Below are 25,319 nucleotides of genomic sequence, written 5' to 3'. Positions count from 1 at the left end.
TTACTGTGAAGTAATGGCGTCACGTTAGGGTTTCAGGAGTGTTAATAATGACATTAACTACTAAAACGGCGTTACGCCGAGCTTTACAACGGAAAGTGATATTTTCTCAGGACAATCTGGCTATAAAGCAGGTTTTGACGCCGATTTGATGAAATAGTCTGCGTATTATGACGTTAATCTCCACCAAAGGCGTAAAAAGGTTGATTAAGGTCACATTTTTGCCTGTTAATTCAGGCAGAGAAAAAAGCTTATCTGGGTACGGCGTGCCCGTAGCGCTTCGCTGTATCGGGTGGGAGACACGACAGAGCCGCACTTCGGGACTCGACATCCGTTGCCCCCTGCCGTAGCATCCTTATTTCGTTAAGAGGAATTTTGCTATGCCGTTACCTTTACGTCTCGCGTTAGTCGGCGACTATCGTCCGGAAGCCGTTGCGCATCAGGCTATTCCCTTGGCGCTTTCCCGTGCCGCTGCCCATCTTGCTATCGATATTGAACCTGAGTGGATCCCAACACCTGAGCTGGGCGATTTAACCGCCATCAGGCAAAGCCATGCCGTATGGCTGGTGCCGGGAAGTCCCTATAAAAATGATGAGGGCGTCTTCAGTATGCTGCGCTGGGTACGGGAAGGGGAAAAACCTTTTCTGGGTTCCTGTGGCGGTTTTCAGTATGCCGTGATCGACTATGCACGTCACGTACTGGGCTGGCATGATGCGAATCATGCAGAAACCAGCGATGAAGGGCGGATGGTGATTGCGCCGTTAAGTTGCTCGCTGGTGGAGCAGCGCGGTGAGGTGACATTTGAACCCGGTTCACGTATTGCCACCGCCTACGACAGCCTCTCCAGCGATGAAGGCTATCACTGCAACTTTGGCGTTAACCCGGACTTCAGTGCAGCGCTGGAAGGCAACAATTTGCGTATCACCGCCTGGGATCTCAATGGCGATGTACGCGGCATAGAACTGACCGATCATCCTTTTTACGTCGCCACGCTCTTCCAGTCCGAGCGTGCAGCCTTACAGGATAAGGATTCTCCGCTGGTGATTGCCTGGATGCAGGCGGCTCTGGATCAGCGTTAGATCAGAAAATAAAAAGCCTGTGTGTTCACAGGCTTTATCAGACAACACCTTCGCGTTATTCCACTTTATCCGGGTATTCGCACAGGTCCTCAATCAGACAGGCGCCACAGCGCGGCTTACGTGCCACACAGGTATAGCGACCGTGCAGAATCAGCCAGTGGTGGCAGTCCACTTTGAATGCCTTGGGCACAACCTTTAACAGTTTTTCTTCGACCTGCTCGACATTCTTGCCGGGGGCGAAATTTGTCCGGTTGCAGACGCGAAAAATATGGGTATCCACTGCGATGGTGGGCCAGCCAAAGGCGGTGTTGAGCACCACGTTTGCCGTTTTACGGCCCACACCGGGCAGCGCTTCCAGGGCTGCACGATCTTCGGGCACCACTCCGCCGTGTTGTTCCAGCAGAATGCGGCAGGTTTTGATGACATTCTCTGCCTTGCTGTTGAACAGTCCGATCGTTTTAATGTATTCCTTCACACCGTCCACGCCCAGCGCCAGCATCGCAGCGGGCGTATTCGCGACCGGGTAGAGCTTTGCGGTGGCTTTATTCACGCTGACGTCGGTGGCCTGGGCAGAGAGCAGAACCGCAATCAATAATTCAAACGGCGAGCTAAACTGCAGCTCGGTCGTAGGATGAGGATTAGCCTGCTGCAAACGGCTGAGGATCTCGGTACGCTTTGTCTGGTTCACACGGCTTTTCCGGTATTGCCTTGCGGTGCAGCCAGCGCCTGCTCTTCAGCACGGCGCACAGCACGCTGCTTCATTTTTTGATCGATCAGGTATTTACCCGCCAGCATCATGCCCAGACCAATAAAGGCGCCTGGTGGTAACATCGCCAGCAGCATCGGTGAATCCAGATGAATCACCTCAATTTTTAATGCTTTTGCCCACGGGCCTAACAGCTGGTCTGCACCGTTAAACAGCGTCCCGCTGCCAATAATTTCACGGAGGGAACCCAACACCACCATTGCGCAGGTTGCGCCCATCCCAATGGCAAAACCATCAAGGGCTGCAAGAGGGATGCTGCTTTTCGATGCGACGGCCTCGGCACGGCCTACCACGATACAGTTGGTCACGATAAGCGGAATAAAAATGCCCAACGACTGATACAGGCCATAGGCATAAGCATTAATCAGCATCTGTACACAGCTCACCACGGACGCGATGATCATCACGTAAATGGGGATGCGAATCTCCGAGGGCACCCAACGGCGCGAGGCGGAAATAAAGCTGTTGGTCAGGGTCAGCACCAGCGTGGTGGCCAGCCCCAGCCCCAACGCATTGGTGGCGGTGGCGGTCACCGCCAGCAGCGGACACAGGCCCAGCAGCTGCACCAGCGCCGAGTTATTTTTCCACAGCCCGCCTACCAGCAGGTTTTTAGCTTCACTCATTTGCGTCTCCACATTCGGGTAACGAAGAGAGTTTCCCTTTCAGGGATTCAATTAATAATGCCGTACGTTTGGTGGCATTCACGACGGCTCGTGGGGTAATCGTGGCGCCGGTGAACTGATCGAATTCGCCACCGTCTTTTTTAACGGCAAACGCTTTATCATCCGGACCTGTTACCACTTTGCCATTAAAGCTGTTAATCCAGTCAGAAATGCGCAGTTCTATTTTATCGCCTAAACCGGGCGTTTCATGATGTTCAATCACGCGGACGCCCAGCACCTTACCGTTAAAGTCAGCCCCGACCAGCATCTGTATCGCGCCGGAATAGCCGTCCGGTGCCGTCGTTTCCAGCGCCGCGGCAACAGGCTGGTTGCCTTTACGTGCCAGATAAAGATGGTGAGGATTGGTGTTACCCAGCGCCGGATCAGTGACAACGTAACATTCCTGCTGAATGTGGTTGTCGTACATATCGGTCGGCACCACCTGGTCCAGCAAATTTTTCTGCTGCAGTTGCGTCTGATGCTCAACGGTTGGCTTAGTGACCGTATTCACTATGGCCGTCACGCCGGTCGTAATGGCGGCAAACAGCGCCAGTGTCACGCCATTTTTGCGTATCGTGTCCAGCATCATTTAATCCTTTTGATGGCCGTAAACACGCGGCTGAGTGTAATAGTCAATCAGCGGTACGCATATATTAGCCAGCAATACAGCGAAAGCAACGCCGTCCGGATATCCGCCGAAGCTGCGAATTAACCAGATCAGCAGCCCAATCAGCGCACCGTAGAGTAAACGACCACGGTCGGTCGTGGAAGCGGTGACCGGATCGGTAGCAATAAAAAATGCCCCAAGCATAGTGGCACCTGAGAACAGATGAATCACTGGGCTGTTGAGCGAAGCGGGCGAGAACAGCCAGCCCAGCGTTGCGCAGAAGGCCAGCGACAGCAAAATGGCAGCCGGGATATGCCAGCGAATGGCGTTTTTCCATAGCAGGAACAGACCGCCCACCAGATAACCCAGGTTAACCCACTGCCAGCCGAGACCCGCGAGCACACCACTGTAAATGGGCTGTGCCAGAAGTTGCGCGGCGCTGTGGCCCGCGCGCAGGCCGGTTTTAAATGTATCGAGCGGCGTGGCCTGGCTGACGCCATCGGCACCGAGCTGCAGCTGCTGCATCGTGTCGCCCGCAAGAGTATGGCCGGTAAAAATCATACTGAGTGAATCGAGCATCCCCGGTTTAATCATCTGTAACGCGTCCGGCGGCATCCAACTGGTCATCTGTACCGGAAACGAGATCAGTAGCACCACATAGCCTACCATCGCCGGATTAAAGGGATTTTGTCCCAGTCCACCGTAAAGCTGCTTGGCGATCACAATCGCAAAGACTGTACCGATCACTACCAGCCACCAGGGCGCCAGAGAGGGGATGCTGATTCCCAGCAGAATGGCCGTCAAGAGGGCTGAATTATCCGCAAGGTTGGCAGCAACCGGGCTTTTGCGTAAACGCAGGATGGCCGCTTCGGTAAGCAACGCCGTTACCGAGGCCAGAATCACCTGCAACAGCGTGCCCACGCCAAAGAAATAACACTGCGCTGCAAAGCCCGGCAGCGCAGCCAGCACCACCAGCATCATGATGTTGCCGGTGCTGCGCCGGTTGTGGGTATAAGGTGAACTTGCTATACGAAAAGCCATTTAGTCCTCAGGTGTCAATGTCGATTGCGCTTTACGCGCTTTGGCACGTTCGATAGCAGCCGCAATAGCGGCTTTGCGCGCGTCAGTAGGGTGCTCAAGTTCCGGCGCCTGTTCGGCTTCAGCATTCGCATTATTGGCTTGTTCTTGCGCCATTTCCGCCTGCTCGACGTCACGGTGCGCCTCTGTTGCAGCCAGTGCAGCATCGCGGGAAGCGTCCTCCGCGCGAGCCAGGGCGGCGGCGGCTTTCTTCGCTTTGGCACGCTCCACGGCGGCGGCCACGGCGGCCTTGCGCGGGTCTTCCGGCGGAGCGGGCTGCACATCCTCGGTACTTTCAGTGACGGCGGCCTGCGCGACTTTCTTCGCTCTGGCGCGTTCCACGGCGGCGGCCACGGCGGCCTTGCGCGGGTCTTCCGGCGGGGCGGGCGGCACATCCTCAGTACTTTCAGCGGCGGCGGCCTGCGCGGCTTTCTTCGCTTTGGCGCGTTCCACGGCGGCGGCCACGGCGGCCTTGCGTGGATCCTCCGGCGGGGCGGGCTGCACATCCTCAGTACCTTCAGCGCTGGCGGCCTGCGCGGCTTTCTTCGCTTTGGCGCGCTCCACGGCGGCGGCTACGGCGGCCTTGCGCGGGTCTTCCGGCGGGGCGGGCGGCACATTCTCAGTACTTTCAGCGCTGGCGGCCTGCGCGGCTTTCTTCGCTCTGGCACGTTCTACGGCGGCGGCCACAGCGGCCTTGCGTGGATCCTCCGGTGGGGCGGGCTGCACATCCTCAGTACCTTCAGCGCTGGCGGCCTGCGCGGCTTTCTTCGCTTTGGCTCGCTCCACGGCGGCGGCTACGGCGGCCTTGCGTGGATCCTCCGCCACCTCTTCAGACGCGTCCGGAACGGCTGATTTTTTTGCTTTAGCACGCGCAATAGCGGCTTCAACCGCCGCTTTGCGCGGATCGGTCGTCTGGCGGCTCAGTGCCTGGGTTTCCGACTGGGCTTCAGCCTGGCGCAGGCGAGCCTGAGCATGGCGAGCCTCGGCGACGGCCTCTTCGTTTCCACCAGGTTTTGCTTTCGCGCGTGCCTGAGCCGCAGCCAGTTCAGCACTGTCGCTGCGCGCTACGCGCTGCTTCGCCTCTGCATGACGTGCTTCACGTGCCTGTTTTTCCCGTTCGAGTCGTGCCTGACGCGCTTCAAACCGTGCTTTCGCTTCCAGCGTCCGTTTGGCTTCCAGATCGATAGCCCGCAACTCGGCTTTTTCCTGGCGGTAATACTGCACCAGCGGGATGTTGCTGGGGCAAACATAGGCGCAGGCACCGCATTCAATACAGTCATCAATATGGTGCGCACGGGCTTTATCATGATCGCCGCCCTTGCTGTACCAGTAAAGCTGCTGCGGCAGCAGCTTAGCCGGGCAGGCATCAGCACAGGCAGAGCAGCGAATACAGGACTGCTCCTGCTCGTCGTTGCCCATTTCCGTGCTGGACGGAGCCAGAATACAGTTGGTGATTTTAACCACCGGAACATCCAGTGACGGCAGGGTAAAGCCCATCAGCGGGCCGCCCATAATCACCATCTGGCGTGGCGAGGGATGAAAACCGACCTGATGAAGCAGATGACTGATTGGCGTACCCAATCGGCTCCACACATTACGTGGCTGGGCGATGGCTTCACCTGTCAGCGTAACCACGCGCTCGGTGATGGGCTCGCCATTAATGATGGCGCGCTTAACCGCCCAGGCCGTGCCGACGTTTTGCATCAGCACGCCAATGTCCGTCGAGCGTCCGCCGTGCGGCACTTCCATACCGGTAAGAATTTTGGTGAGCTGTTTGGCACCGCCCGAAGGATACTTGGTGGGAATGACGCGAATCTGGAGATCGCGCTCACCGCCCAGCGCCTGCTTCAGAGCGGCGATGGCTTCAGGTTTGTTATCTTCGATGCCAATTAAAACGCGATCTGCCTGTAAGACCCAGGCCAGAATCCGGCTGCCTTCCAGCACTTCGGCTGCGTAATCCTGCATCAGCCGATCGTCAGCGGTGATATAGGGCTCACACTCGGCGGCATTGATAATCAGCGTTTTAACGCCCCGCAGGCCGCCTTTCAGCTTAGTGGCGGTCGGGAAGCCTGCACCGCCCAGGCCGGCGATGCCGGCATCGTGAATGCGTTTCAGGATGACGGCTCGTTCATGCTGGCGGTAGTCCGGCAGCGGTTCCAGCGGCATCCAGCGGTCCTCACCATCCGGCGTCAGGAAAATACACAGCTCTGACAGGCCCGAAGGGTGAGCCGTCATGTGCTGGGCAATATCCTCGATGACGCCGGACGTCGGTGCGTGCACCGGCAGCATTCTGCCCTGGCCAAACGTCAGTGGCTGACCGCGCAGTACGCGATCGCCGGGCGATACGCAGATCTCACCTTCATGACCAATATGCTGTTTCAGCGGAATAATAAACCGGTGCGGCAGCGGCAGCTCGGCCAGCGGCGTACCGTTAGACTGGGTTTTCATTTCAGGCGGATGAATGCCGCCCTGAAAATCCCAGGTTTTCTCTTTTTTAAAAAAATTTAGCAGATTAAGCATGACTCTCTACCGGGATCACCCGAACAGGAATGGTTTCAAGATCCCATTTCCAGTTGGCCGTGGTGGTGGCAACCGGACGCATCTCAATACAATCGGTAGGACAAGGCGCGACACACAGGTCGCAGCCCGTACACACGTCGCTCAGCACGGTGTGCATGGCGCGTGTTGCGCCAACGATGGCATCAACCGGGCAGGCCTGAATACATTTCGTGCAGCCAATACAGTTCGCTTCATCTATCCATGCTACGGTGCGCACGGGCGCTTTGGCTTCTTCGTCGCCATCAATCGGCTGCGGCTCAACGTTGAGCAGGGCCGCCAGCTTCAGCATGGTCTGTTCGCCACCGGGCGCACATTTGTTGATGGCTTCACCGTTATTGCCCACCGCATCGGCATAAGGACGACAGCCAGGATAACCGCACTGACCGCACTGGCTTTGCGGAAGAACAGCGTCGATCTGCTCAACAATGGGATCTTCTTCAACCTCAAAGCGTCGTGAGGCGTAACCCAGCAGGGCGCCAAACACAAGGCTCAGGGCGCTTAATACCGCAACCGCTATCCAAATCGCACTCATCAGAATTTCACCAAACCGGTAAAGCCCATAAACGCCAGTGCCATCAGGCCTGCGGTGATCAGCGCAATCGAGTTTCCTTTGAATGGGGCAGGCACGTTTGCCAGAACCAGGCGCTCACGCATACCGGCAAACAGCACCATGACAAGCGAGAAGCCCAGCGAGGCGCTGAATCCATACAGCGCCGCCTGCAGGAAGGTGTGGTTGAGGTTAACACTCAACAAGGGAACGCCCAGCACCGCGCAGTTGGTGGTAATCAGTGGCAGGAAAATACCCAACAGTCGGTAAAGCGACGGGCTGGTTTTGCGCACCACCATTTCGGTGAACTGCACAACCACGGCGATCACCAGAATATAGGCCATGGTGCGCAGGTACACTAAGTCCAGTGGCACCAGAATAAGATGGTTCACCAGCCATGCACAAATAGAGGCCAGTGTGATAACAAATGTGGTGGCGAGGCCCATGCCAATCGCCGTTTCCAGCTTTTTGGAAACGCCCATAAAGGGACACAGGCCGAGGAACTTCACCAAAACGAAGTTATTCACCAGCACAGTACCCACAAAGAGAAGGAGATAATCGGTCATTTTTTCGCCTGAATACCAGAAAGCGGCTTATTATCATTGATAAAACGCGGTATCACAACTGTGACACAACATTGTCTACGGACAACCGCACTCAGGATTAAACTGTTGGCGATAATTTTGGCCTCACCGCTGAGTAAACGTCGCTTTTACCCGTGCTGAACGCTTGAAATAAGGCACAAAAATTGCCGCTGCCGCCAGAGACAGCAGTAACGTCTGAATCGCCCGGGCGTCAGAAACCGGCGTAAAGGCAAACGTTTTCAGGGCCAGCAGCACGGTAATCAGCAACCAGACAATATAGTGGCGTGGCAGCCGGGAAGAGCGCTTAAAGAAAATCCACACAACCCACATGCTGTAAGCCCACAGCGCGGTGGCGGTGAAAAGCGAAATGGCCCAGTAGGTGGTGACGAGCGAACTGTGATTAAACAGGGTGGCGCGCCATTGTGTATCAAACAGCGGTGTCAGATACATGGCCATCACCAGCGCCGTGGTGAGCAGCGTCATCAGCAACCATGCCAGCGGCACTAAAAGCCAGCCACCAATACGAGGTGCGGCATCCTGTGTGTTCATTGCGGTTAATCCTGTCTCAATGTCAGAAGCGGCTCAGAATAGCATGTTAAGACAGAAGGGAAACATTATGGCTAAGCGCTTTCAGACAATATTCTGAACCTCAGAATTATACCACGTAGCGCCATACCGATTTAGGTACGCAGCCCAGATCAAACAGACGACCACCGGATACCAGCTCTGCGCGACGATGATCTGCAGCCCGGTACATATTGATGATATCGGTGTTGTCAGAAAGGGAATAATTCAGATGGTCGTAGAGTTTTTCCAGACTGTCGAGGTTATTCACTTTGCGGAATTTTAAAAGATAATCGTGCGCAGTCATTTTTATCGTAACGGATGGATGGGAAAGAGTGCCAAGTATAGGGAGACACCCGGCCGTGTCCAGTTCTGCCACTTAAAAAAAGCAAAAATCAGACAATCACGAGAGATTGATCGCTAAACAACCCTTTTCAACATTTTCGTGCACAGTAAACGTCGCCGCCGTTATCAGGTCAGGTGCTGTACAGGGCGTATGTTGTTTGGGTTGATCAGACCAGGTAACTTTTTATTTGTTTATATGTACGAATCGACTGCCATTAATTCCCGTTTCCCGCGTCAGATGAAGAGAACGTCAGTAAACCCTCAACAAAGGCTTATAGCGGAATCGTTTCATTCGATATACAGGGCCGTGTAGGGATGTGCTGGAAATCACAAAATGCACTTTTTGTCGCCGAATAATTGCCGTAACTCATTCTGTACGCCTCCCTGTAATCGTTTTCAACTGGCCTACACTTAAACGATTCTGTTTATTACATTTATTTATCATAAGTTGAAAAAACACACAGGCGTTTTGTCCATAACCCCTGATGAAATGCCCCCTCATGAAACGCGTAACTCCTTTAAATCGCTCGATTTTGTGAAGCGTGTCGCCCTAATTTACTTTTTTTTACGTCAGTCTTAATGGGCACTTTACCCTATACAGCGAACGCCCTTCAGAGGAATAAAAACTATGTGGAAACGTTTACTCCTGACCACGCTGGTCAGCGCCGCATTAAGTGGCTCAGTGTTAGCGGCGGAAATGACAGTGGGATTCTCACAGGTAGGTTCTGAATCCGGCTGGCGCTCCGCTGAAACCAATGTGGCAAAAAGCGAAGCCAAAAAACGCGGCATCAATCTGAAGATTGCCGATGGACAACAAAAACAAGAGAACCAAATCAAGGCCGTGCGTTCATTTATTGCGCAGGGCGTTGATGCCATCTTTATCGCACCAGTGGTTCAGACGGGCTGGGAGCCGGTATTAGAAGAAGCTAAAGACGCGAAAATCCCGGTTTACCTGCTGGATCGCGCCATTGTGGTGAAAGACAACTCGCTGTACCAGGCTGTCGTAACGGCAGATAACGTGCTGGAAGGTAAGCTTATCGGTGACTGGCTGGTGAAAACGGTGGGCGACAAGAAGTGTAACGTCGTTGAACTTCAAGGCACGGTAGGCGCCAGCGTCGCCATCGACCGCAAAAAAGGCTTTGCCGAAGCGATTAGCGGTCATCCTAATATCAAAATCATCCGTTCTCAGTCTGGCGACTTCACCCGCAGTAAAGGTAAAGAAGTCATGGAAAGCTTTATCAAAGCAGAGAATAACGGCAAAAACATTTGCATGGTTTACGCCCATAACGATGACATGGCCATCGGTGCCATTCAGGCCATCAAAGAGGCCGGCCTGAAACCGGGTAAAGACATCCTGACCGGTTCGATTGACGGTGTACCTGATATCTATAAAGCCATGCTGGCAGGCGAAGCCAACGCAAACGTGGAATTAACGCCAAACATGGCAGGCCCGGCGTTTGACGCGCTGGAAAAATTCAAAAAAGACGGCACGCTGCCGCCAAAAATTATCAGAACGCAATCAAAACTCTTTTTACCTGCTGACGCGCAGGCCGAGTTAGATAAGAAAAAGAACATGGGTTACTAAGCCGCAGGCCGCCCTTCGGGGCGGTTTTCCATGATGTAGGGCGGAGTTGACAGCATGACCACACACAACGAACAACCTCTTTTAGCCATCAGCGGCGTCAGTAAAGGCTTCCCCGGCGTCAAAGCGCTGGACGATGTGTCTTTCAGCCTGCGTAAAGGCGAGATCATGGCGCTGTTAGGTGAAAACGGCGCCGGAAAATCCACACTCATAAAAGTCCTGACCGGCGTTTACACCCGGGACAGCGGCACCGTAACGCTAAACGGCCAGGCGATTTCGCCGCACAGCACCGCCGAAGCCCAGGATATCGGTATCGGTACGGTTTATCAGGAAGTTAACCTGCTGCCCAACATGTCGGTGGCAGATAACCTGTATATCGGGCGTGAACCGCGTCGTTTTGGCATGATCGATCGTAAGCGCATGGTTCGCGATGCCGATGCCCTGATGCGTAATTACGGTTTTGCCCTTGATGTCACCCAGCCCCTTGGCCACTATTCAGTCGCCATGCAGCAGATCATTGCCATCTGCCGGGCTGTCGATCTTTCTGCGCAGGTCCTGATTCTGGATGAACCTACTGCCAGCCTGGATGCCAGCGAGGTTGAAATGCTGTTTACCCTCATGACGCAGCTGAAAAATCGCGGCATGAGCCTGATTTTCGTCACGCATTTTCTGGATCAGGTTTATCGCATCACCGACCGCATCACCGTACTGCGCAATGGTAAATTCATCGCCACGCATGACACGGCAACGCTGCCGCAGATTGAACTGGTGAAACTGATGATTGGCCGTGAGCTGATGGCGACCGCGCTGCAGCGTCAGGGCAGCACGCTACGCAGTAATCAGCCTGTGGTGTCTTTTGAAGATTACGGCAAGAAAGGCACCATCGAGCCTTTCAGCCTGCAGGTCAGGCCCGGCGAAGTGGTGGGGCTGGCCGGACTGTTGGGGTCCGGACGCACTGAAACGGCCGAAGTGTTATTTGGTATTCGTCGCGCCGATCGCGGTACGGCAAAAATCAAAGGCAAAGTTGAACACATTCGCACGCCTGCTCAGGCCTCACGCCTGGGCATGGGGTTCTGTCCGGAAGACCGCAAAACCGACGGTATCATTGGTGCGGCCTCGGTGCGGGAAAATATTATTCTGGCCCTGCAGGCGCAGCGCGGCTGGTTACGGCCGATTAAAAAACGGGAACAGCAGGCGATTGCCGAACGTTTTATTAAAAGTCTGGGTATTCGCACGCCGCATGCAGAGCAGCCCGTTGAGCTGTTATCGGGCGGCAATCAGCAAAAGGTTCTGCTGTCACGCTGGCTGGTGACAAAACCGCAGTTCCTGATCCTGGATGAACCGACGCGCGGCATTGATGTGGGCGCTCATGCGGAAATTATCCGCCTCATCGAGTCGCTGTGTGCTGATGGTCTGGCGCTGCTGGTTATCTCTTCAGAGCTGGAAGAGCTGGTCGGCTACGCCGATCGTGTATTGATCATGCGTGATCTGAAACAGGTGGCTGAAATTCCACTGGAGCAGCTTTCAGTGGCGGCAATCGTTAACGCTATTGCTGACGGAGGTACGCAGCATGCTTGAATCCCCGGTCACCGCGACCAAACCTCAACGTCGCAAGTTCAGGCTGCCGCCCGGCATGCCGCAGATTATTGCCCTGTTGCTGGTGCTGTTAGTTGACAGCCTGGTCGCGAATAACTTTTTTGCGATTCATCTTCAGGACGGACGGCTGTTTGGCAGTCCGATCGACATTATCAACCGCGCCGCGCCCGTTGCTTTACTGGCCATCGGCATGACGCTGGTCATCGCCACCGGCGGGATCGACCTGTCGGTCGGCGCCGTGATGGCGATTGCCGGCGCCACCGCCGCTACGCTGACCGTCGCCGGGCACGGTGTACCCTTTATCATTATGGTGACGCTGGCCAGCGGTCTGGCCTGCGGCATATGGAACGGCATTCTGGTGGCCTTACTCCGTATCCAGCCGTTTGTTGCCACGCTGATTTTAATGGTCGCCGGACGCGGTATTGCTCAGCTTATTACTCAGGGGCAAATCGTAACCTTTAATAATGACAGCCTTGGCTGGTTTGGGAATGGGGCGCTGTGGTTGTTACCGGTGCCGGTCTGGATCACGGTGGCGGTTGCGTTGCTGGTCTGGCTACTGGCGCGCAAAACCGCCCTGGGGCTGTTTATCGAAGCCGTGGGCATTAACCTGCGCGCCGCGCGCAATGCAGGCGTAAATGGCTGGCTGGTGGTGATGTCCACCTATGCCATCAGCGGCCTTTGCGCGGCGGTAGCCGGCCTGATTGTGGCGGCGGATATTCGTGGCGCAGATGCTAACAATGCCGGATTGTGGCTGGAACTGGATGCGATTCTCGCCGTGGTCATCGGCGGAGCGTCCCTGATGGGCGGCCGGTTTAACATCGTGCTGTCATTGATAGGTGCGCTGATTATTCAGTCGATGAACACCGGTATTCTACTCTCTGGCTTTCCGCCAGAGTTGAATCAGGTGGTGAAGGCGATAGTGGTCATGTGCGTTCTGCTTCTGCAATCCCCGCGCTTTATTGCGATGTTTAAACGGAGACGTCCATCATGATTAAACGTCATCTGCCTCTAATGATCACCCTACTGGTGTTCGTCATGGGCTATCTGTTTTGCCTGAGCCAGTTTCCCGGCTTTGCTTCCACGCGGGTGATCTGTAACATTTTGACGGATAACGCCTTCCTCGGCATTATCGCTGTCGGTATGACCTTTGTGATTTTATCGGGCGGCATCGATCTTTCAGTGGGGGCCGTCATTGCCTTTTCGGGTGTATTTTTGGCAAAGGTTATCGGTGACTATCACCTCAACCCCGTCCTGGCGTTTGCCCTCATCCTGAGTATGGGAGCGATGTTTGGTGCCATGATGGGCTGGCTGATTGATGCGCTGAAAATTCCCGCATTTATTATCACCCTGGCGGGCATGTTTTTTCTGCGCGGCTGCAGTTACCTGGTCTCTGAGAATTCTATTCCGATCGATCATCCTCTTTACGCCACGCTGTCCAGCATGGCATGGAAGGTTCCGGGGGGCGGGCGGCTCAGTTTGCTGGCGCTGATCATGCTGGTGGTGGTGGCGGGCGGGATCATTCTGGCGCACCGCACTCGCTTTGGTAATCAGGTTTATGCGATTGGCGGCAGCCTGACCTCCGCGCAACTCATGGGCGTTTCAACCCGCGCCACCACCATTAAGATCTACATGCTGTCGACTACCCTGGCGACGCTGGCCGGCATTGTGTTTTCCATCTATACCTCGGCGGGCTATGCCCTGGCTGGATTGGGCGTGGAACTGGATGCGATTGCCTCTGTAGTGATTGGCGGAACCTTACTCTCGGGTGGCGTAGGCACGGTGCTGGGCACCTTGTTCGGCGTGTTAATTCAGGGGCTTATTCAAACCTGGATCAACTTTGACGGCACGCTCAGTTCCTGGTGGACCAAGATTGCTATTGGCATTTTGCTGTTTGCGTTTATCGCGTTACAGCGCCTGCTGACGGTGATGTGGGATCGTCAACGGAACGCGCCGGTGAAACGGCTGATTCAATAAGCTAAGGGCGGCGCTGATGCGCCGCTTTTTTGAGTAGCAGGTGGCGCAACCCATAATCGGTAATGGTAGGTGAGAGAGCGTGAGTGAATAAGCATTGCCTGAACAGGGATTATTCATCGTGCGGGTGCATGCGTTGTATCACATCATGCCAGCCTGCATGCTTTCTCAATCACGGATAAAGCATGTCCATTCCCTCTGCGTTATGTCGGTTTATTATTGCTAGCAGGTCATAACGCATTTGCAATGAATGCCTGTCCTGTACGTATTTGGCCTGTTTCAGAAGACGTTAACGACGGCCCGCCTCTTTTTCACGGCAGAATAAGGTTAATGATGGAGAAGAGGGTGCCAGCGGTATAACTGCGTCACCGGATTGCCAGTCTGGCAAGCGCTGGATTTACGCCTTTAACAGCGCGATGTCGCTGATTAGCGAGAGTAAGAGGGTGACGTTTAGCCGTGAAACGCTTTGTTTTTTCCAGGCAGTGCTAATATCTTTGAAATAATGATGGCAAATAACAGAGACCTGCTGTGGGAATGAATAAAACCTATAAACCCTCGTTAAAAGGGCTTCTGTGCCTGCATTCTGTTGGTTGCATAGTCATTACTGCACTCATGCTGATATTGGTGGTGGGCGTTGTTCTTAAGGTTCTGACTGAAAAAAGAATTATTGAATCTAACACCGCCTATGCCCGTAAGCTTGCTGATATGACCGACAGTACATTCAGAACGGCACAAAAAGAGCTTGCATACAGTGCCACTCAGATTAAACGTTTTGAAGACAAACAGGCACTACAGCAAGAAGCTGACAGATTAAGACTGCAATCGGATATGTTCAGTTCAGTCGTGATGCTAACGCCAGACGGTTACGTTGCGGCATCCTCTCCACCAGGTTTACTGCCTGTTGGTACGTCTTTGAATGTTGCCCCTGAACAGTTGATGGCGGTAAAAAAGGGGGCGTTCGTATCAGAACCCTTTACACCTTCCACAGGTAACTATCTCATTTTTTTGTCGAACCCGATCTATTCCTCTTCGGGGGCGTATCTGGGTTATATTGCAGGATCTATCTACCTGAAAAGAAAAAGTATTTTAAGCCGCCTCATGAGCCATCATTTTTACACTGATAAAACAACGATCAGCATTGTTTCAGATACTGGAGAAGTCATTTATTCACCTGATGAGATGCTTACAGGAAAAAACAATCCTTTGACTACCAGCCTGACGACGCGGCTGAATCAGGCCAGCAGCGGTGGATTAAAGACAACGTTAGAACAACGCGACTGCCTGTTAGGCTATTCAGACGTTATCAAAACCAACTGGCACGTATTCGTATGCGTTTCGCCTGACGTGGTCAGCACGACACTCACGCTTATCGCTAAAGATGTGTTGGTTTATGGACTGGTGATAGCATTGCTATTGGTCGGTGTGAGCATCTTTGTTTCCACGCAGATTTCCAAACCGCTCGAAAGACTCGCTGGCCTGACCCGGTCTACTACAACGAAGGATTTGCCTCCCAAAATCAAGGGTATAAAAACGTGGTATAAAGAATCTGACCGGCTGAAAAAATCTTTTTTGGCTTATTCGAACACAATTAATAAAACGTTGGCCATATTACGTGATGATGCAATAACCGATCATCTGACCAAACTGTATAACCGACGTGGATTTGAGCAACTTACCGCGCCTTACCTCTCTGCTAAAAACGAACATAGTCTTGCCTCTTTCGATATCGATTACTTTAAGCGCATTAATGATCACTATGGGCATGATATCGGTGATAAAACGTTAGTGGCCGTCGCGATGTTTTTAAAAAAAGGCTGCCGCACTAACGATATTGTTTGTCGGTTTGGTGGCGAAGAATTTGTTGTTTTCTTTCCGAATACACAAATCTCAGAGGCTGAATCTATTGCAAATCGTATCCGTGAACATATCGCATGTGCGCAATTTAGCGAAGTAGGAAAAATGACAATATCAGCTGGCGTGGAGAGTTTAGCTCACCATAACAACGATATTGAGGAAACATTGCTTTCCGTTGACCAATGGTTGTACCAGGCAAAGCATGAGGGGCGAAACAGAGTTGTTTCTGCCAGAAGTAAACTGATTTCGTCGTAAAAAAATGCACTGCACGACGTCAAGATTATCAACATTGAGATCTCAGCGTCGTGCAGTGGACAAGGGTGAAAAATCGTTAAAAAAGCTAACTACTTCTTTCACAGACGAAAAGTGGCGTAGTCTCAGAGTAAAAAAGCCAGGCTTTATCACCGTAAGGCCTGATTTTCAGCAGCAGAGGCTTCCCTTTTTCAATAAAGAAATCAGGTAACCATTTTCTTTGATCCTGAACGCTCATGGTCATTTGTGGCGAGTTGATGACCAAATCTGAGTTAAGGTGATAATAATAGCCCTGTTCTCGATAGGAGAAAGATATGGTTTTACTTAAATAACCATCGGCTTTATTTTTTTCATGAAGCGTACCAGAGAGAGCCAGTATCCCTTTGCCATTCTGGATGTTTTGAGAAATGAATAAATTTAGCGTGCTATCTTGCCACTGATAAGAAATATCCGCTTTACATGATATACGGTGTTCCCGGTTTCCACTAAATGGATACAATAAAAGAGCGATAAAGCATAGCCCTGTCAGAACCAGAATTTTATTCATCATTGAAATTCTTAACATAATAATGAGAGAGACAGTTTGCTCGAATTGTAGCGTGCAAGGGGTGCTGGCATTGAAAGTAAGAGAGTCTGTCAGCATTTTTAAAAGATGTCATATAGATATATTGACTGTCTTTACAATTGATATCCAAATCATCTACGCGTTTTTTTAACTCAGCGCTATTGAGCCAGGCGTCTGAGTTATTAAAAATCACGCAGCCTTTATAGTCCATGCTGTGAGCGAAAACGGGCTCTGCCGATTGCGGTTCGACTTTGATAAAAATAAAAATACAGCAAAAAGAAACGAAAGTGATGGCGGTAAAAAACACATTTTTAAAAGAGAGTCGTGCTAACAACATTTCTGTTGTGGGTAGCCATGGCGAGTGATCACGTTGACGTGTTGAGGGTAAAACCGTCTTATCATCTTTATCATCCTCGACATCTGCGTGCTGTAACACGGCTGGAGATGCTCCCTCGTGCGATTCTGTGTTTTCTTCTGACGAAAGAGGTTCATAATTTTTCTCACTCAAGACAGTTGCTGAAGAGGCTGTAACGGTATTTTCTTTCATCACCACGGTTTGTGGTGACAGAATAAAACCACGCCGGGGCATCGTTCGAATGATGTCTTCCTGCAGTCCGGCTTTACTCAGTGCGCGCCTGAGGCTGGATATATTCTGATAGAGGGACGTAGAGGTCGGCTCCATGCCAAAACGACGCCATGCATAGTCAAAAAACTGTTGATGAGTGACTAACTCACCGACATTTTCAATGAGCAACTCGAAGCATAGTGATGCTGAAGCACTAATGATCGCCGGATTGCCTCTGCCAGTAATTCTTTTTTTCTCGGGTTCAAAAACCAGAAAGTGATTAAGTGTAATCTTTCGGCTCAAAGTGCTCTCCATCTGTACCAAAAGAAATGGACATGAATACCCATCTATTGAAAGGAATTAATAGATAAAAATTTGTTATCTGAATCGACATCAGCATAGTGCTGAATAATTTTCAAATCAAATTAAATAAAAGAGTTTTATTTGCATGCCTTTGGCTTTTTTAATTTAAGTGGAATATAAAATACATGATTTAAGTTGTAAGTAATTGATTTTATTGTTTATAATTTTAAATTTAATTTAATAAAAAATAGTAATGTTTTTAGAGGGAACCTGAAGCGGGTTTAGGCTTCTTATGTAGCCCGCTGTCGCACGCGAAAGACAGCAGATAACGATGTTAAAACGCGCAATTAACTTCTCAAAAATTTCTCTAATAGTAATTATATACATTCTCATTTGCCCTGTCAGTCAGGCGTTCTGGTCAACGGCAGGTGTCAGATTCATTTGAACTCTCATTGGTTTACGCGCTTGCTGCCGTTCACTGCATCATTCAAAACAGACGTTGTTGTCAGCATACGCACTCATATGAAAAACGCACATACATACGTCTTTTAATAAGCCGTCAGCTCTATCCACATCAGAGGTAGGCGTAGCTGCATGCGCGCAATCCTCAGGTCGCGCAGACAGACATCATGCGACCAGGGGGGTTGGGCGAGGATAAAATCTGCAAGAAAATAATGTGCAGGGTTGTTAAACCAACCAGATTAAGCCCAGATTGCAGACTGAGCGGAACGAATACACCCTCCATTTTCAAAGAACCTCTACCTCAATGATACTCATCGTCACTGCAGCCTGAGATCACGCATCAGCCGTTGTTTAAGTAAATCACGCGAGAATTCCAGGTGGGCATCACAGAATCTTACGTTGCTTCGTTTAACGTTAAGGTATTGCATTTCAATGGGGCGTTGATGATGTTTTTAACTGTCCTCACTTACCTGTGTCATGCTGTATTTATCCATACCTGCGACATTATGGCTTAGCAACGCATCGTAGACATCATGTAATCAATATCCCGCTGTAACAAACACCACTCTCATCGACCTGACAGAATGTCTGTCGTTTCCTGATCTCCTGACGTTAAGTATCGAAAAGTGCGCTACCCAGGCCTGAGGCCCAATGTTCTAAGAGCGTCACGGTTTGCACCGCACTTTCTTTTTCAAACATATTGCTGATTTAACGGGAAGGTAGGATAAAACGGTAAGCTTTTCTGGTACGACTATCTGACTAAAAGATATGGCTGTGAGTCAATGTAAACCAGTAATGAACTAAAGGAATGAAAATGGTCAGGAATGAAACATCTTAAGTAATGCATTCAGGTTGAGTGACTAACGACAGCGTCAGGCTGAACGTTTGTCTATTTTAAACGTGATTAGTAGGGCAATGAAACAGCGTCAATCAGATGTGACGGCATGGCGTTGTGTGTACTGACGCTTCGACACAGAAAAAAGTATGAAAAGGAACTGGAGAGGGCAGGCTAATCCGGCAGGTGTCCATTGCAATCTTTAAAAGACGGGTTTTCACGCAGTGATAAGTAAATATTGGGAGTTGATGTGTATGTTCTTTTCTGAATTTATTTATAAATCAATCAAAAAAACATTGCTTTAAATGTGGCATAGGGTATGTGTCTATCTTATTGATTTTTAACAATAAAAAACAAAAGATTATTTTATAAAAAAAGAGATTAATTCATATGGCGATTTCAATGTTTAACGTTATATTTCTCACCGCATTAAGCCTGAGCGGCTTGTGTCGATTTTTTTATACAGAGATAAGGAAGAATAACGTGTCTTTTAATAAAACAGTATTAGCGTTGAGTTTCACCACCAGTGCATTATTTTGCCATTCAGCCATGGCGGGAACCGACATTAATGTTCATGGCATCATTGCGCCGAACGCCTGTACAGCAAATGTTGTAGGCGGTGAGGCTCTTGACTGGGGGATTACTCAGCACGAAGATCTTAATCAAACCGCGGTCAATACCTTTGCAGCGAAACAAGTGACATTACAGGTAAGTTGTCCCTCAGCGCAGAAAGTGGCATTCTGGGCGACCGACCCCAATGAAAGCAGTGCTATGGTGGGTGTGAATACCAATAACAGAAGTGGGCATGCAGATAGTACGCGTATTTTTGGTTTAGGGATGGATCCGGTAACGGGAAATAAATTGGGGAATTTTACCATCAGCCCTGTTTCATCAACGGTAGACGGCGTGACCAATACGACCTCTTTCGGTTATCAGAATAGTGGTTCGCACAGTGGTACTGCGTTTGGTCGTGTGTTAAATGCCAATTGGAGTTATAAGAAAACGGAAGACTGGACACCATGGGATGAAACGACCAGTGCACCAGCCTCAGGGAAAGTTATTTCATGGGTGTTTGACATCGAACCGCAATTAAACGCCGGAAATATGATAACCAATGCACAACAGGTTGAATGGCAGGGTACTGCACAGATTAACGTACGTTATTTCTAATTTATTTTTTTGAGAGCGACAGCAGGCATCTCCCTATGAGGTGCCTGATTTTGACATGCAAAAAATATATTATGTTGTTACTGTTATTTTCTTTTTAATTTTTATAGCACCAGTGCGGAGTGAAACGCTACATTTTGATTCTAATTTGATGGCTGCGAATGGTATCACTTCTGCGCAGCTTGATAATGCACTTAATCAGCATGTAATGCCAGAGCGAGAAACGGAATCTGATATTTACATCAATGGAAAATATATTTTATCAGGAAGGGTCTTTTCGGTTAAAAATGCAGCGGTTTATTCGGAAGACATAAAATCAAAAGCAGGAATAAAAGCGTTAGCATGGTCGCCCTACAAAGCCAGAAATGGCAGTAAATATTTTTATCTGGATAAACAGATTCAGGCTGAATTTGATCGGGCTAATAATACCTTACGGTTGTTAGTCCCTGTAAAATATCTGATTAATCCAGAGGGGAAGCAAAGGTTGAGTGGCGGGAACGGGGCATTTATAAATTACAATACCTATGCCTATCGCTTTTCAGGAGGAGAAACCTCCCTCAACAGTATCAATACAGATTATGAAGCCGGAATTAATATGAACAATACGATTATTCGCTCACATGGTTACTACAGTTCCTTTAGCAGCCGTAACGCACGTACGGCGGTTAACACGATACGTGATGGCTATATTGAGCGAGACTATCAAAATGTTCGCGTCCGCGCAGGACGAACAATCGTTAGCGATGGTGGGTTTGGCACTGGCTATATTGATGGTGCCATCATCTCCTCCGCCAACGGCAACGCGACGGCATTTGTGAACTTTAATTATGAAGCTGCAGAAACGCTGACTGTCGAGTTCTGGCAAAATAACTTGCTTCTCTGGAAACAAATCATTCAGAAAGGCCATGCGGAACTGCGTAATATTCCGGTAGCTGGCTTTAGTGATGACGTCAGGGTATTGGTTAAGCGAGACGGGCAGATCGTTGACTCGCGCATCATCTCACGCGCGCAAATCACCTCTGACCAGGATGGTAACGCGGGCTATTATGCTTTTACGGGACGTACCGTTAGCAGCAGCAGAAGCACGGTAAGCGGCGCCGGTTTCTCCAGAACGCTAAATTCAATCTTCGCCCCATCGGTCGCTATGGTCACTGCGTCAGGCTATCGCGGGCTTACGGTCAGCAATACGGCTTTCAAAAAAGATTTTCGCTTTCGCTCCAGCCTGACAAGCGTACAAAATGAGAAAAACCAGAAGGGCCTGAGTTTGGATGTTTCAGGCAGCTATAAAAATACCAGCCTTAATTTTAGTCGTAACAGCCGGCATTTTAGCTATATTGGCCAGGCACGACTCGGGAATTACAATGCACAGCGGAGCAGCATTGGTTTAACGCAGACGCAGCAGTTTTCCTATGGCGTGACAGGAAGTATCTCGTTAACACATTATCGTTTCTACGATGCGCCTGGTTTCAATTCATTGTCAGGCAGTCTGAACTTACCTGTGGGAAAAGCTTCGTTGGGCGTAGGTGTCTCCTACATGTCTTTAAGCCCCGGACAAACGCAAAAAGATAAGATCAGCCTCAATCTTTTCTTGAGCCTTCCACTAAGTTTCAACAAACACAGCGCTAACTGGCGAAGTCAGTACTACACGTACGGTAACAGAGCGCGCCTGTCGAATTCGCTCAGTGCGCCGGTATCTAAAAACTATACCGTGACTGCCAGCCAGATGCGTACGTCGGGCGCGGGTCGGTCAGAAAGCTACTCGCTGGATAATGCCGTCATTACACCTTACACCACTGCGGATGTCTCGCTTTCCCAGGGACGAGATGCCGGAGGCGTATCGCAGACCACCGCGGCATATTTATCCGGTGCTGTTGCCATTAGTAAAGAAGGCGTTATTTTCTCACCAAACCGTATTGGCAATACCTGGGCGGTGGTCGACACAGGCGTCCATCATTATCTTGATGTCGCCTCATTACAAAGTAGTGCGGTCACCAATCATGATGGAAAAGCCATAATTACGCCTGTCGCTGAAGGACGAAATGATTTTATTCGCGTTAGCCCGGAAGGTCTGCCATCAGGTGTAATCATTAAAAACAACGTCAGAGATTTTTCAGCTGTTCGCGGATCGGTGCCGTTCTTTAAATTTGGCATAGCGGATAACCGTTCAATGCTGTTGAAATGGAGCCACAAACCTTCTGACATTCATCAGAGTGATCTTTTTTATGACGGTTCTGGAAAATTAATTGCCCGTTTCATCGACAAAGATATTCTTTTAATCGATGAAAAAGATATCGGAAAGCTGGAATCAGAAGGTATGTCGTCACCTACGCATTTAAATATGCAATGTAAACTTTCATCTCGTCGTCTGAATCAACAGGAGAGTATTAAAAATGTTATTTTCAACTGTCATGCTTCGTAACGTTTCTATGAGTGTTTTCATATTTACAGGTCTTATTCATGATACCAGTGCCGAAATTCTACCTTCATCATCAGCGGTGTTGATCGAGTCAGGTAAGCAGGAGTCGACTATTGATATTAAGAATAATGGCGATAAAAGTGTGCTGCTTTACAGCAAAATCCGGCGTCTACCAGACGATAATCTTGCCGGTGGCACACTGTATACTGAACCTCAGGCTATTGTAATAGGTCCGGGCGACATCCAGAGCATTCGGGTAATTTACCGTACCAATACGCCGGATGTAAAAGAGCATATCGCGCGCGTCGTATTTACAGGATTACCACCTAAGGATGAGGTCAGCGATGGAAAGGTGAAAATTCTCATTGGGCAAGATCTGCCGGTCGTAGTTAACGTCAGAAAAGATATCGAGCAAAAAGATATGTGGCAGCGCGTACAATATCAGTTAGTCCGCGGCGATCTCTGTATAAGTAATCCCAGCGCTAAAGTGTTCCGTTTCTCACCTTTGGTTAATACAGATGAAGGCGGATCGAAAATCACTTTTACGAAGCCTTATGTTCTTCCGCAGGAGACGTTGTGCGCTACACCTTCTCATCCACTTTCAAAGGGTATGCATCTGAGCATCACCAGCGTCAGTGATTATAATTATCAGTTAAAAACAAATAAAGTCACCCTGTAGTTTATTGCAGGCGCGCCTTTGAGGTTTACTGATTCGCTATGGAGATAACATGTGCTTAGGGTTATCGGGAAACATGGAGAAAATGTTTTTTTAACGGACAAAGAAATTGCCGTAATAGGGTTTTACATGACCGGAATGAAATTACAGCAGATTGCGTGCCGGACAGGCATGGATGTGCTGAAAATTCGTTACCACAAACGCAGGGTGATGCGTAAATTAGGTGTGAAAAACAATAAGGAACTTATTCTCTGGTTCATCGCCAACCGTCCCTCTTTTAGTCTTGAGGAGAGGGAGGGTTAGTGCAAAACGAGGATTCATCCAATTAATAACCAACGGGTGTACGTGGTTTGAATATTTTGGCTGAACGCTCTCGGCACTGTGCCGGCGATATGCCTTCCTCTCCGCAATGTAAGTGGGCAGGTGCAGGGAAGGTTTATGGCGTTGGAGGCGGTGCTGGCAAAACGTTGCGAGGAAAAGGGGGCTTTTGGCCGCTGTAGGGGGGAAAGATATTGCCGGAGGATTCTGCGCCTTTCTGTAACTGGCGGGGATGAGTTACAGACAGGCGCAGATAATACCCTTTCTGGTTGTGTAACGTCCTAAAATTGTTATCTCAATGTTCTGAGCTGAACGCTTTATTGAATATGAAAATAGCGAGAGGCGAATAAAAAACAGTACATCCGATATTCTGAGAATGGAAATCTGTTCTGTGTGGCTTCGTGCTTAGGGTTTCTATCAATTAAATGCGGCGTTTTTAGAAATTATGATGCCGGGTTGAGGGAGGCATGTTAATCCGGTACGTACAATCCGGAATTATCTTAGCTAGTCGTTCACTGAATGCCACCAGGTTAGGGAAGGTGGCATTTTTATATGGCGTTGGGATGATGAATGACAGGTTGGGATTTGAAGTTGATTGTTAATTAAATATTTTTTTTGGTTATTTGTGGAGAGATAAAAAATTATTGCTCCAGTGGAGGGGTTGTGACTTTTATGGATAATGCAAAACGTTGTCTGACATTTACTGAAAATGAAGTGGCGGTTACCTGGTTTTTTATGACCGGGATGACAGTAAGGCAAATAGCCGAATGGATGAATCTGCCGGAGAAAGCAGTCAGTTATTATAAACGGAGAGTGATGAAAAAGATCGGCGTGAAGAATGATAATGAATTCATTATGTGGTTTTTGGAAAACAGGCTTTCTTATCAGAGGAGCGAAATTGAATTTTCTATCCTCCGTCAGAATAAAAGAGCGATCAGGATAAAGTAAATGTTGCAAAAGGATTTAATTGATATGGGAATTAAAAAGAATGCAAGATGCATCCTTACCAGCCTGTTTTTACTGTTATCACTTACAGGTTGTAGCCATAGCATTTCGTCAAAAGCAAACAGGCAAGACTATACGCTGAGCCATGATTATTCTTCACTCGCCCAAAACGAACGTATTCGTTTCCTGGTTTTTCATTACACGGCCGCTGATAACGCGACATCGTTAAAACTTCTTACAGGTAATAATGTCAGCGCCCATTACCTTATTCCTGAGTCGCCTGACAATACAGCAGATAAACCCCTCATCTATCCACTGGTCCATGAAGATAAGCGCGCCTGGCACGCCGGTGTCAGTAACTGGAATGGGCGTGTCAATCTCAATGATTCTTCTGTCGGTATTGAGATTGTTAATCGTGGTTTTTCAGAAAATATGTTGGGACATAAAACCTGGTATCCCTACGATGAAAAACAAATCAAGGCGCTTGTCGCGTTGTCCAGGCGTATTATCCAGCGTTATAATATTACCCCTGATAACGTAGTCGGTCATAGTGATATCGCCCCCCTGCGAAAACAAGACCCCGGTAAGCTGTTTCCCTGGAAACAACTGGCTGCTCAGGGGATCGGGGCCTGGCCGGAAGCAGAGAAAATAAAAAAATATCTCAACGGTCGTCTACCAACCGCACCTGTGAATGTTCATAAAATGCAGGTGCTACTTAAAACCTATGGATATGATGCTATTCCACAAACGGGTGTGCTGGACGAGGAGACTATAAAAACCATTCAGGCGTTTCAAATGCACTTCAGACCGGCGCTTGATAACGGCATACCTGATGCGGAAACAGAGGCAATTGCCCAGGCGCTTAACGAACAGTATCGCCCAAAGGCCATTGATTGAAGGGATCATCAACTCAAGGCCAGGCAGCGACTTTGAGCATCGGGCTGTTACGGACGCCAGTCACGCAGAGGCGGTGTGCTGGGTGGGCGGCTAACGGGCAAACGTTATGTTTAGGCTGACTCCTTATA

Annotated in this window: 23 protein-coding genes; 12 read left to right on the top strand and 11 right to left on the bottom strand. The window is 49.9% G+C overall.

What is annotated here, in order from left to right:
* Positions 1-377 precede the first annotated feature (377 nt).
* Positions 378-1,076 (top strand): CTP synthase C-terminal region-related (seleno)protein, encoded by a 699-nt coding sequence (locus tag PAGR_RS11905; RefSeq protein WP_014605924.1) that lies wholly within the window; start codon positions 378-380, stop codon positions 1,074-1,076.
* A 55-nt stretch (positions 1,077-1,131) separates the two neighbouring features.
* Here PAGR_RS11905 and nth read toward each other — a convergent pair whose 3' ends face one another.
* The 9 genes from nth to ydgT all read right to left on the bottom strand — a co-directional run bounded on the left by nth (position 1,132) and on the right by ydgT (position 8,749).
* Positions 1,132-1,764 (bottom strand): endonuclease III, encoded by a 633-nt coding sequence (nth, locus tag PAGR_RS11900; protein WP_013025657.1) that lies wholly within the window; start codon positions 1,762-1,764, stop codon positions 1,132-1,134.
* The gene (locus tag PAGR_RS11895; protein ID WP_014605923.1) at positions 1,761-2,465 is read right to left on the bottom strand and encodes an electron transport complex subunit E; all 705 of its coding nucleotides are present in this window, start codon (positions 2,463-2,465) and stop codon (positions 1,761-1,763) included. Before PAGR_RS11895 ends, nth begins: the two co-directional genes overlap by 4 nt.
* Positions 2,458-3,090 carry an electron transport complex subunit RsxG gene (gene rsxG / locus PAGR_RS11890; RefSeq protein WP_164886586.1) on the bottom strand — a complete coding sequence of 211 codons (633 nt, stop codon included), beginning with the start codon at positions 3,088-3,090 and terminating at the stop codon, positions 2,458-2,460. Before rsxG ends, PAGR_RS11895 begins: the two co-directional genes overlap by 8 nt.
* 3 nt (positions 3,091-3,093) lie before the next feature.
* Complete coding sequence (rsxD, locus tag PAGR_RS11885; RefSeq protein WP_014605921.1) at positions 3,094-4,152, bottom strand: electron transport complex subunit RsxD; 1,059 nt, start codon at positions 4,150-4,152, stop codon at positions 3,094-3,096.
* A complete protein-coding gene (rsxC, locus tag PAGR_RS11880) occupies positions 4,153-6,708 on the bottom strand; it encodes an electron transport complex subunit RsxC (RefSeq protein WP_014605920.1) in 2,556 nt (851 codons plus the stop codon). It abuts the gene before it with no gap.
* Positions 6,701-7,279: an electron transport complex subunit RsxB gene (gene rsxB, locus PAGR_RS11875; RefSeq protein WP_013025662.1), complete on the bottom strand. Its 579-nt coding sequence runs from the start codon at positions 7,277-7,279 to the stop codon at positions 6,701-6,703. Before rsxB ends, rsxC begins: the two co-directional genes overlap by 8 nt.
* Entirely contained in the window at positions 7,279-7,860 is a 582-nt protein-coding gene (gene rsxA / locus PAGR_RS11870; RefSeq protein WP_013025663.1) for an electron transport complex subunit RsxA, read from the bottom strand. Before rsxA ends, rsxB begins: the two co-directional genes overlap by 1 nt.
* A gap of 123 nt (positions 7,861-7,983) precedes the next feature.
* Positions 7,984-8,427, bottom strand: coding sequence for a DUF2569 domain-containing protein (locus PAGR_RS11865; RefSeq protein ID WP_013025664.1), 444 nt, complete (start codon positions 8,425-8,427; stop codon positions 7,984-7,986).
* 106 nt (positions 8,428-8,533) lie between these two features.
* A complete protein-coding gene (gene ydgT / locus PAGR_RS11860) occupies positions 8,534-8,749 on the bottom strand; it encodes a transcription modulator YdgT (protein ID WP_014605919.1) in 216 nt (71 codons plus the stop codon).
* Between the two features lie 666 nt (positions 8,750-9,415).
* On the opposite strand from ydgT, the gene ytfQ reads away from it, so the two are divergent.
* The 5 genes from ytfQ (at position 9,416) to PAGR_RS11835 (ending at position 16,045) form a co-directional block, all read left to right on the top strand.
* Positions 9,416-10,372 (top strand): galactofuranose ABC transporter, galactofuranose-binding protein YtfQ, encoded by a 957-nt coding sequence (ytfQ, locus tag PAGR_RS11855; protein ID WP_013025666.1) that lies wholly within the window; start codon positions 9,416-9,418, stop codon positions 10,370-10,372.
* 54 nt (positions 10,373-10,426) lie between these two features.
* Complete coding sequence (locus tag PAGR_RS11850; RefSeq protein ID WP_014605918.1) at positions 10,427-11,947, top strand: sugar ABC transporter ATP-binding protein; 1,521 nt, start codon at positions 10,427-10,429, stop codon at positions 11,945-11,947.
* Positions 11,940-12,956 carry a galactofuranose ABC transporter, ATP-binding protein YtfT gene (gene ytfT, locus PAGR_RS11845; RefSeq protein ID WP_014593626.1) on the top strand — a complete coding sequence of 339 codons (1,017 nt, stop codon included), beginning with the start codon at positions 11,940-11,942 and terminating at the stop codon, positions 12,954-12,956. Before PAGR_RS11850 ends, ytfT begins: the two co-directional genes overlap by 8 nt.
* On the top strand, positions 12,953-13,939 hold the full coding sequence (yjfF, locus tag PAGR_RS11840) for a galactofuranose ABC transporter, permease protein YjfF (protein ID WP_014605917.1): 987 nt from the start codon (positions 12,953-12,955) through the stop codon (positions 13,937-13,939). Before ytfT ends, yjfF begins: the two co-directional genes overlap by 4 nt.
* Before the next feature lie 525 nt (positions 13,940-14,464).
* Positions 14,465-16,045: a sensor domain-containing diguanylate cyclase gene (locus PAGR_RS11835; protein ID WP_014605916.1), complete on the top strand. Its 1,581-nt coding sequence runs from the start codon at positions 14,465-14,467 to the stop codon at positions 16,043-16,045.
* Between the two features lie 85 nt (positions 16,046-16,130).
* Here the strand turns inward: PAGR_RS11835 and PAGR_RS11830 are convergent, their stop codons facing one another.
* On the bottom strand, positions 16,131-16,592 hold the full coding sequence (locus PAGR_RS11830; RefSeq protein WP_014605915.1) for a YqeJ family protein: 462 nt from the start codon (positions 16,590-16,592) through the stop codon (positions 16,131-16,133).
* On the bottom strand, positions 16,582-17,475 hold the full coding sequence (locus PAGR_RS11825) for a winged helix-turn-helix domain-containing protein (protein WP_014605914.1): 894 nt from the start codon (positions 17,473-17,475) through the stop codon (positions 16,582-16,584). Before PAGR_RS11825 ends, PAGR_RS11830 begins: the two co-directional genes overlap by 11 nt.
* 1,687 nt (positions 17,476-19,162) lie before the next feature.
* On the opposite strand from PAGR_RS11825, the gene PAGR_RS11820 reads away from it, so the two are divergent.
* The 6 genes from PAGR_RS11820 (at position 19,163) to PAGR_RS11795 (ending at position 25,191) form a co-directional block, all read left to right on the top strand.
* Entirely contained in the window at positions 19,163-19,942 is a 780-nt protein-coding gene (locus tag PAGR_RS11820) for a DUF1120 domain-containing protein (protein ID WP_014605913.1), read from the top strand.
* A 55-nt stretch (positions 19,943-19,997) separates the two neighbouring features.
* Positions 19,998-22,358 (top strand): fimbria/pilus outer membrane usher protein, encoded by a 2,361-nt coding sequence (locus PAGR_RS11815; RefSeq protein ID WP_014605912.1) that lies wholly within the window; start codon positions 19,998-20,000, stop codon positions 22,356-22,358.
* On the top strand, positions 22,330-23,034 hold the full coding sequence (locus PAGR_RS11810) for a fimbria/pilus periplasmic chaperone (protein WP_014605911.1): 705 nt from the start codon (positions 22,330-22,332) through the stop codon (positions 23,032-23,034). Before PAGR_RS11815 ends, PAGR_RS11810 begins: the two co-directional genes overlap by 29 nt.
* 51 nt (positions 23,035-23,085) lie before the next feature.
* Positions 23,086-23,334, top strand: coding sequence for a helix-turn-helix transcriptional regulator (locus PAGR_RS11805; protein WP_013025676.1), 249 nt, complete (start codon positions 23,086-23,088; stop codon positions 23,332-23,334).
* A 687-nt stretch (positions 23,335-24,021) separates the two neighbouring features.
* Complete coding sequence (locus PAGR_RS11800) at positions 24,022-24,297, top strand: helix-turn-helix transcriptional regulator (RefSeq protein ID WP_029568750.1); 276 nt, start codon at positions 24,022-24,024, stop codon at positions 24,295-24,297.
* 24 nt (positions 24,298-24,321) lie between these two features.
* Positions 24,322-25,191: an N-acetylmuramoyl-L-alanine amidase gene (locus PAGR_RS11795; RefSeq protein WP_044042549.1), complete on the top strand. Its 870-nt coding sequence runs from the start codon at positions 24,322-24,324 to the stop codon at positions 25,189-25,191.
* Positions 25,192-25,319 lie beyond the last annotated feature (128 nt).

Origin of the sequence: Pantoea ananatis PA13 (assembly GCF_000233595.1) — a bacterium.
Lineage (GTDB): Bacteria > Pseudomonadota > Gammaproteobacteria > Enterobacterales > Enterobacteriaceae > Pantoea > Pantoea ananatis.
Note: the sequence above shows the minus strand (reverse complement) of the source record. Positions and strands in the feature narration are given on the sequence as shown.

Excerpts from the sequence above, each read along its gene's own strand:
- PAGR_RS11810 (WP_014605911.1), top strand. The coding sequence starts at position 22,330 with ATGTTATTTTCAACTGTCATGCTTCGTAACGTTTCTATGAGTGTTTTC.
- PAGR_RS11850 (WP_014605918.1), top strand. The coding sequence starts at position 10,427 with ATGACCACACACAACGAACAACCTCTTTTAGCCATCAGCGGCGTCAGT.
- rsxA (WP_013025663.1), bottom strand. The coding sequence starts at position 7,860 with ATGACCGATTATCTCCTTCTCTTTGTGGGTACTGTGCTGGTGAATAAC.
- yjfF (WP_014605917.1), top strand. The coding sequence starts at position 12,953 with ATGATTAAACGTCATCTGCCTCTAATGATCACCCTACTGGTGTTCGTC.
- PAGR_RS11865 (WP_013025664.1), bottom strand. The coding sequence starts at position 8,427 with ATGAACACACAGGATGCCGCACCTCGTATTGGTGGCTGGCTTTTAGTG.
- PAGR_RS11815 (WP_014605912.1), top strand. The coding sequence starts at position 19,998 with ATGCAAAAAATATATTATGTTGTTACTGTTATTTTCTTTTTAATTTTT.
- rsxB (WP_013025662.1), bottom strand. The coding sequence starts at position 7,279 with ATGAGTGCGATTTGGATAGCGGTTGCGGTATTAAGCGCCCTGAGCCTT.
- rsxD (WP_014605921.1), bottom strand. The coding sequence starts at position 4,152 with ATGGCTTTTCGTATAGCAAGTTCACCTTATACCCACAACCGGCGCAGC.
- rsxG (WP_164886586.1), bottom strand. The coding sequence starts at position 3,090 with ATGCTGGACACGATACGCAAAAATGGCGTGACACTGGCGCTGTTTGCC.
- ytfQ (WP_013025666.1), top strand. The coding sequence starts at position 9,416 with ATGTGGAAACGTTTACTCCTGACCACGCTGGTCAGCGCCGCATTAAGT.
- ytfT (WP_014593626.1), top strand. The coding sequence starts at position 11,940 with ATGCTTGAATCCCCGGTCACCGCGACCAAACCTCAACGTCGCAAGTTC.
- PAGR_RS11820 (WP_014605913.1), top strand. The coding sequence starts at position 19,163 with ATGGCGATTTCAATGTTTAACGTTATATTTCTCACCGCATTAAGCCTG.
- PAGR_RS11800 (WP_029568750.1), top strand. The coding sequence starts at position 24,022 with ATGGATAATGCAAAACGTTGTCTGACATTTACTGAAAATGAAGTGGCG.
- ydgT (WP_014605919.1), bottom strand. The coding sequence starts at position 8,749 with ATGACTGCGCACGATTATCTTTTAAAATTCCGCAAAGTGAATAACCTC.
- PAGR_RS11795 (WP_044042549.1), top strand. The coding sequence starts at position 24,322 with ATGGGAATTAAAAAGAATGCAAGATGCATCCTTACCAGCCTGTTTTTA.
- PAGR_RS11830 (WP_014605915.1), bottom strand. The coding sequence starts at position 16,592 with ATGATGAATAAAATTCTGGTTCTGACAGGGCTATGCTTTATCGCTCTT.
- PAGR_RS11895 (WP_014605923.1), bottom strand. The coding sequence starts at position 2,465 with ATGAGTGAAGCTAAAAACCTGCTGGTAGGCGGGCTGTGGAAAAATAAC.
- PAGR_RS11905 (WP_014605924.1), top strand. The coding sequence starts at position 378 with ATGCCGTTACCTTTACGTCTCGCGTTAGTCGGCGACTATCGTCCGGAA.
- rsxC (WP_014605920.1), bottom strand. The coding sequence starts at position 6,708 with ATGCTTAATCTGCTAAATTTTTTTAAAAAAGAGAAAACCTGGGATTTT.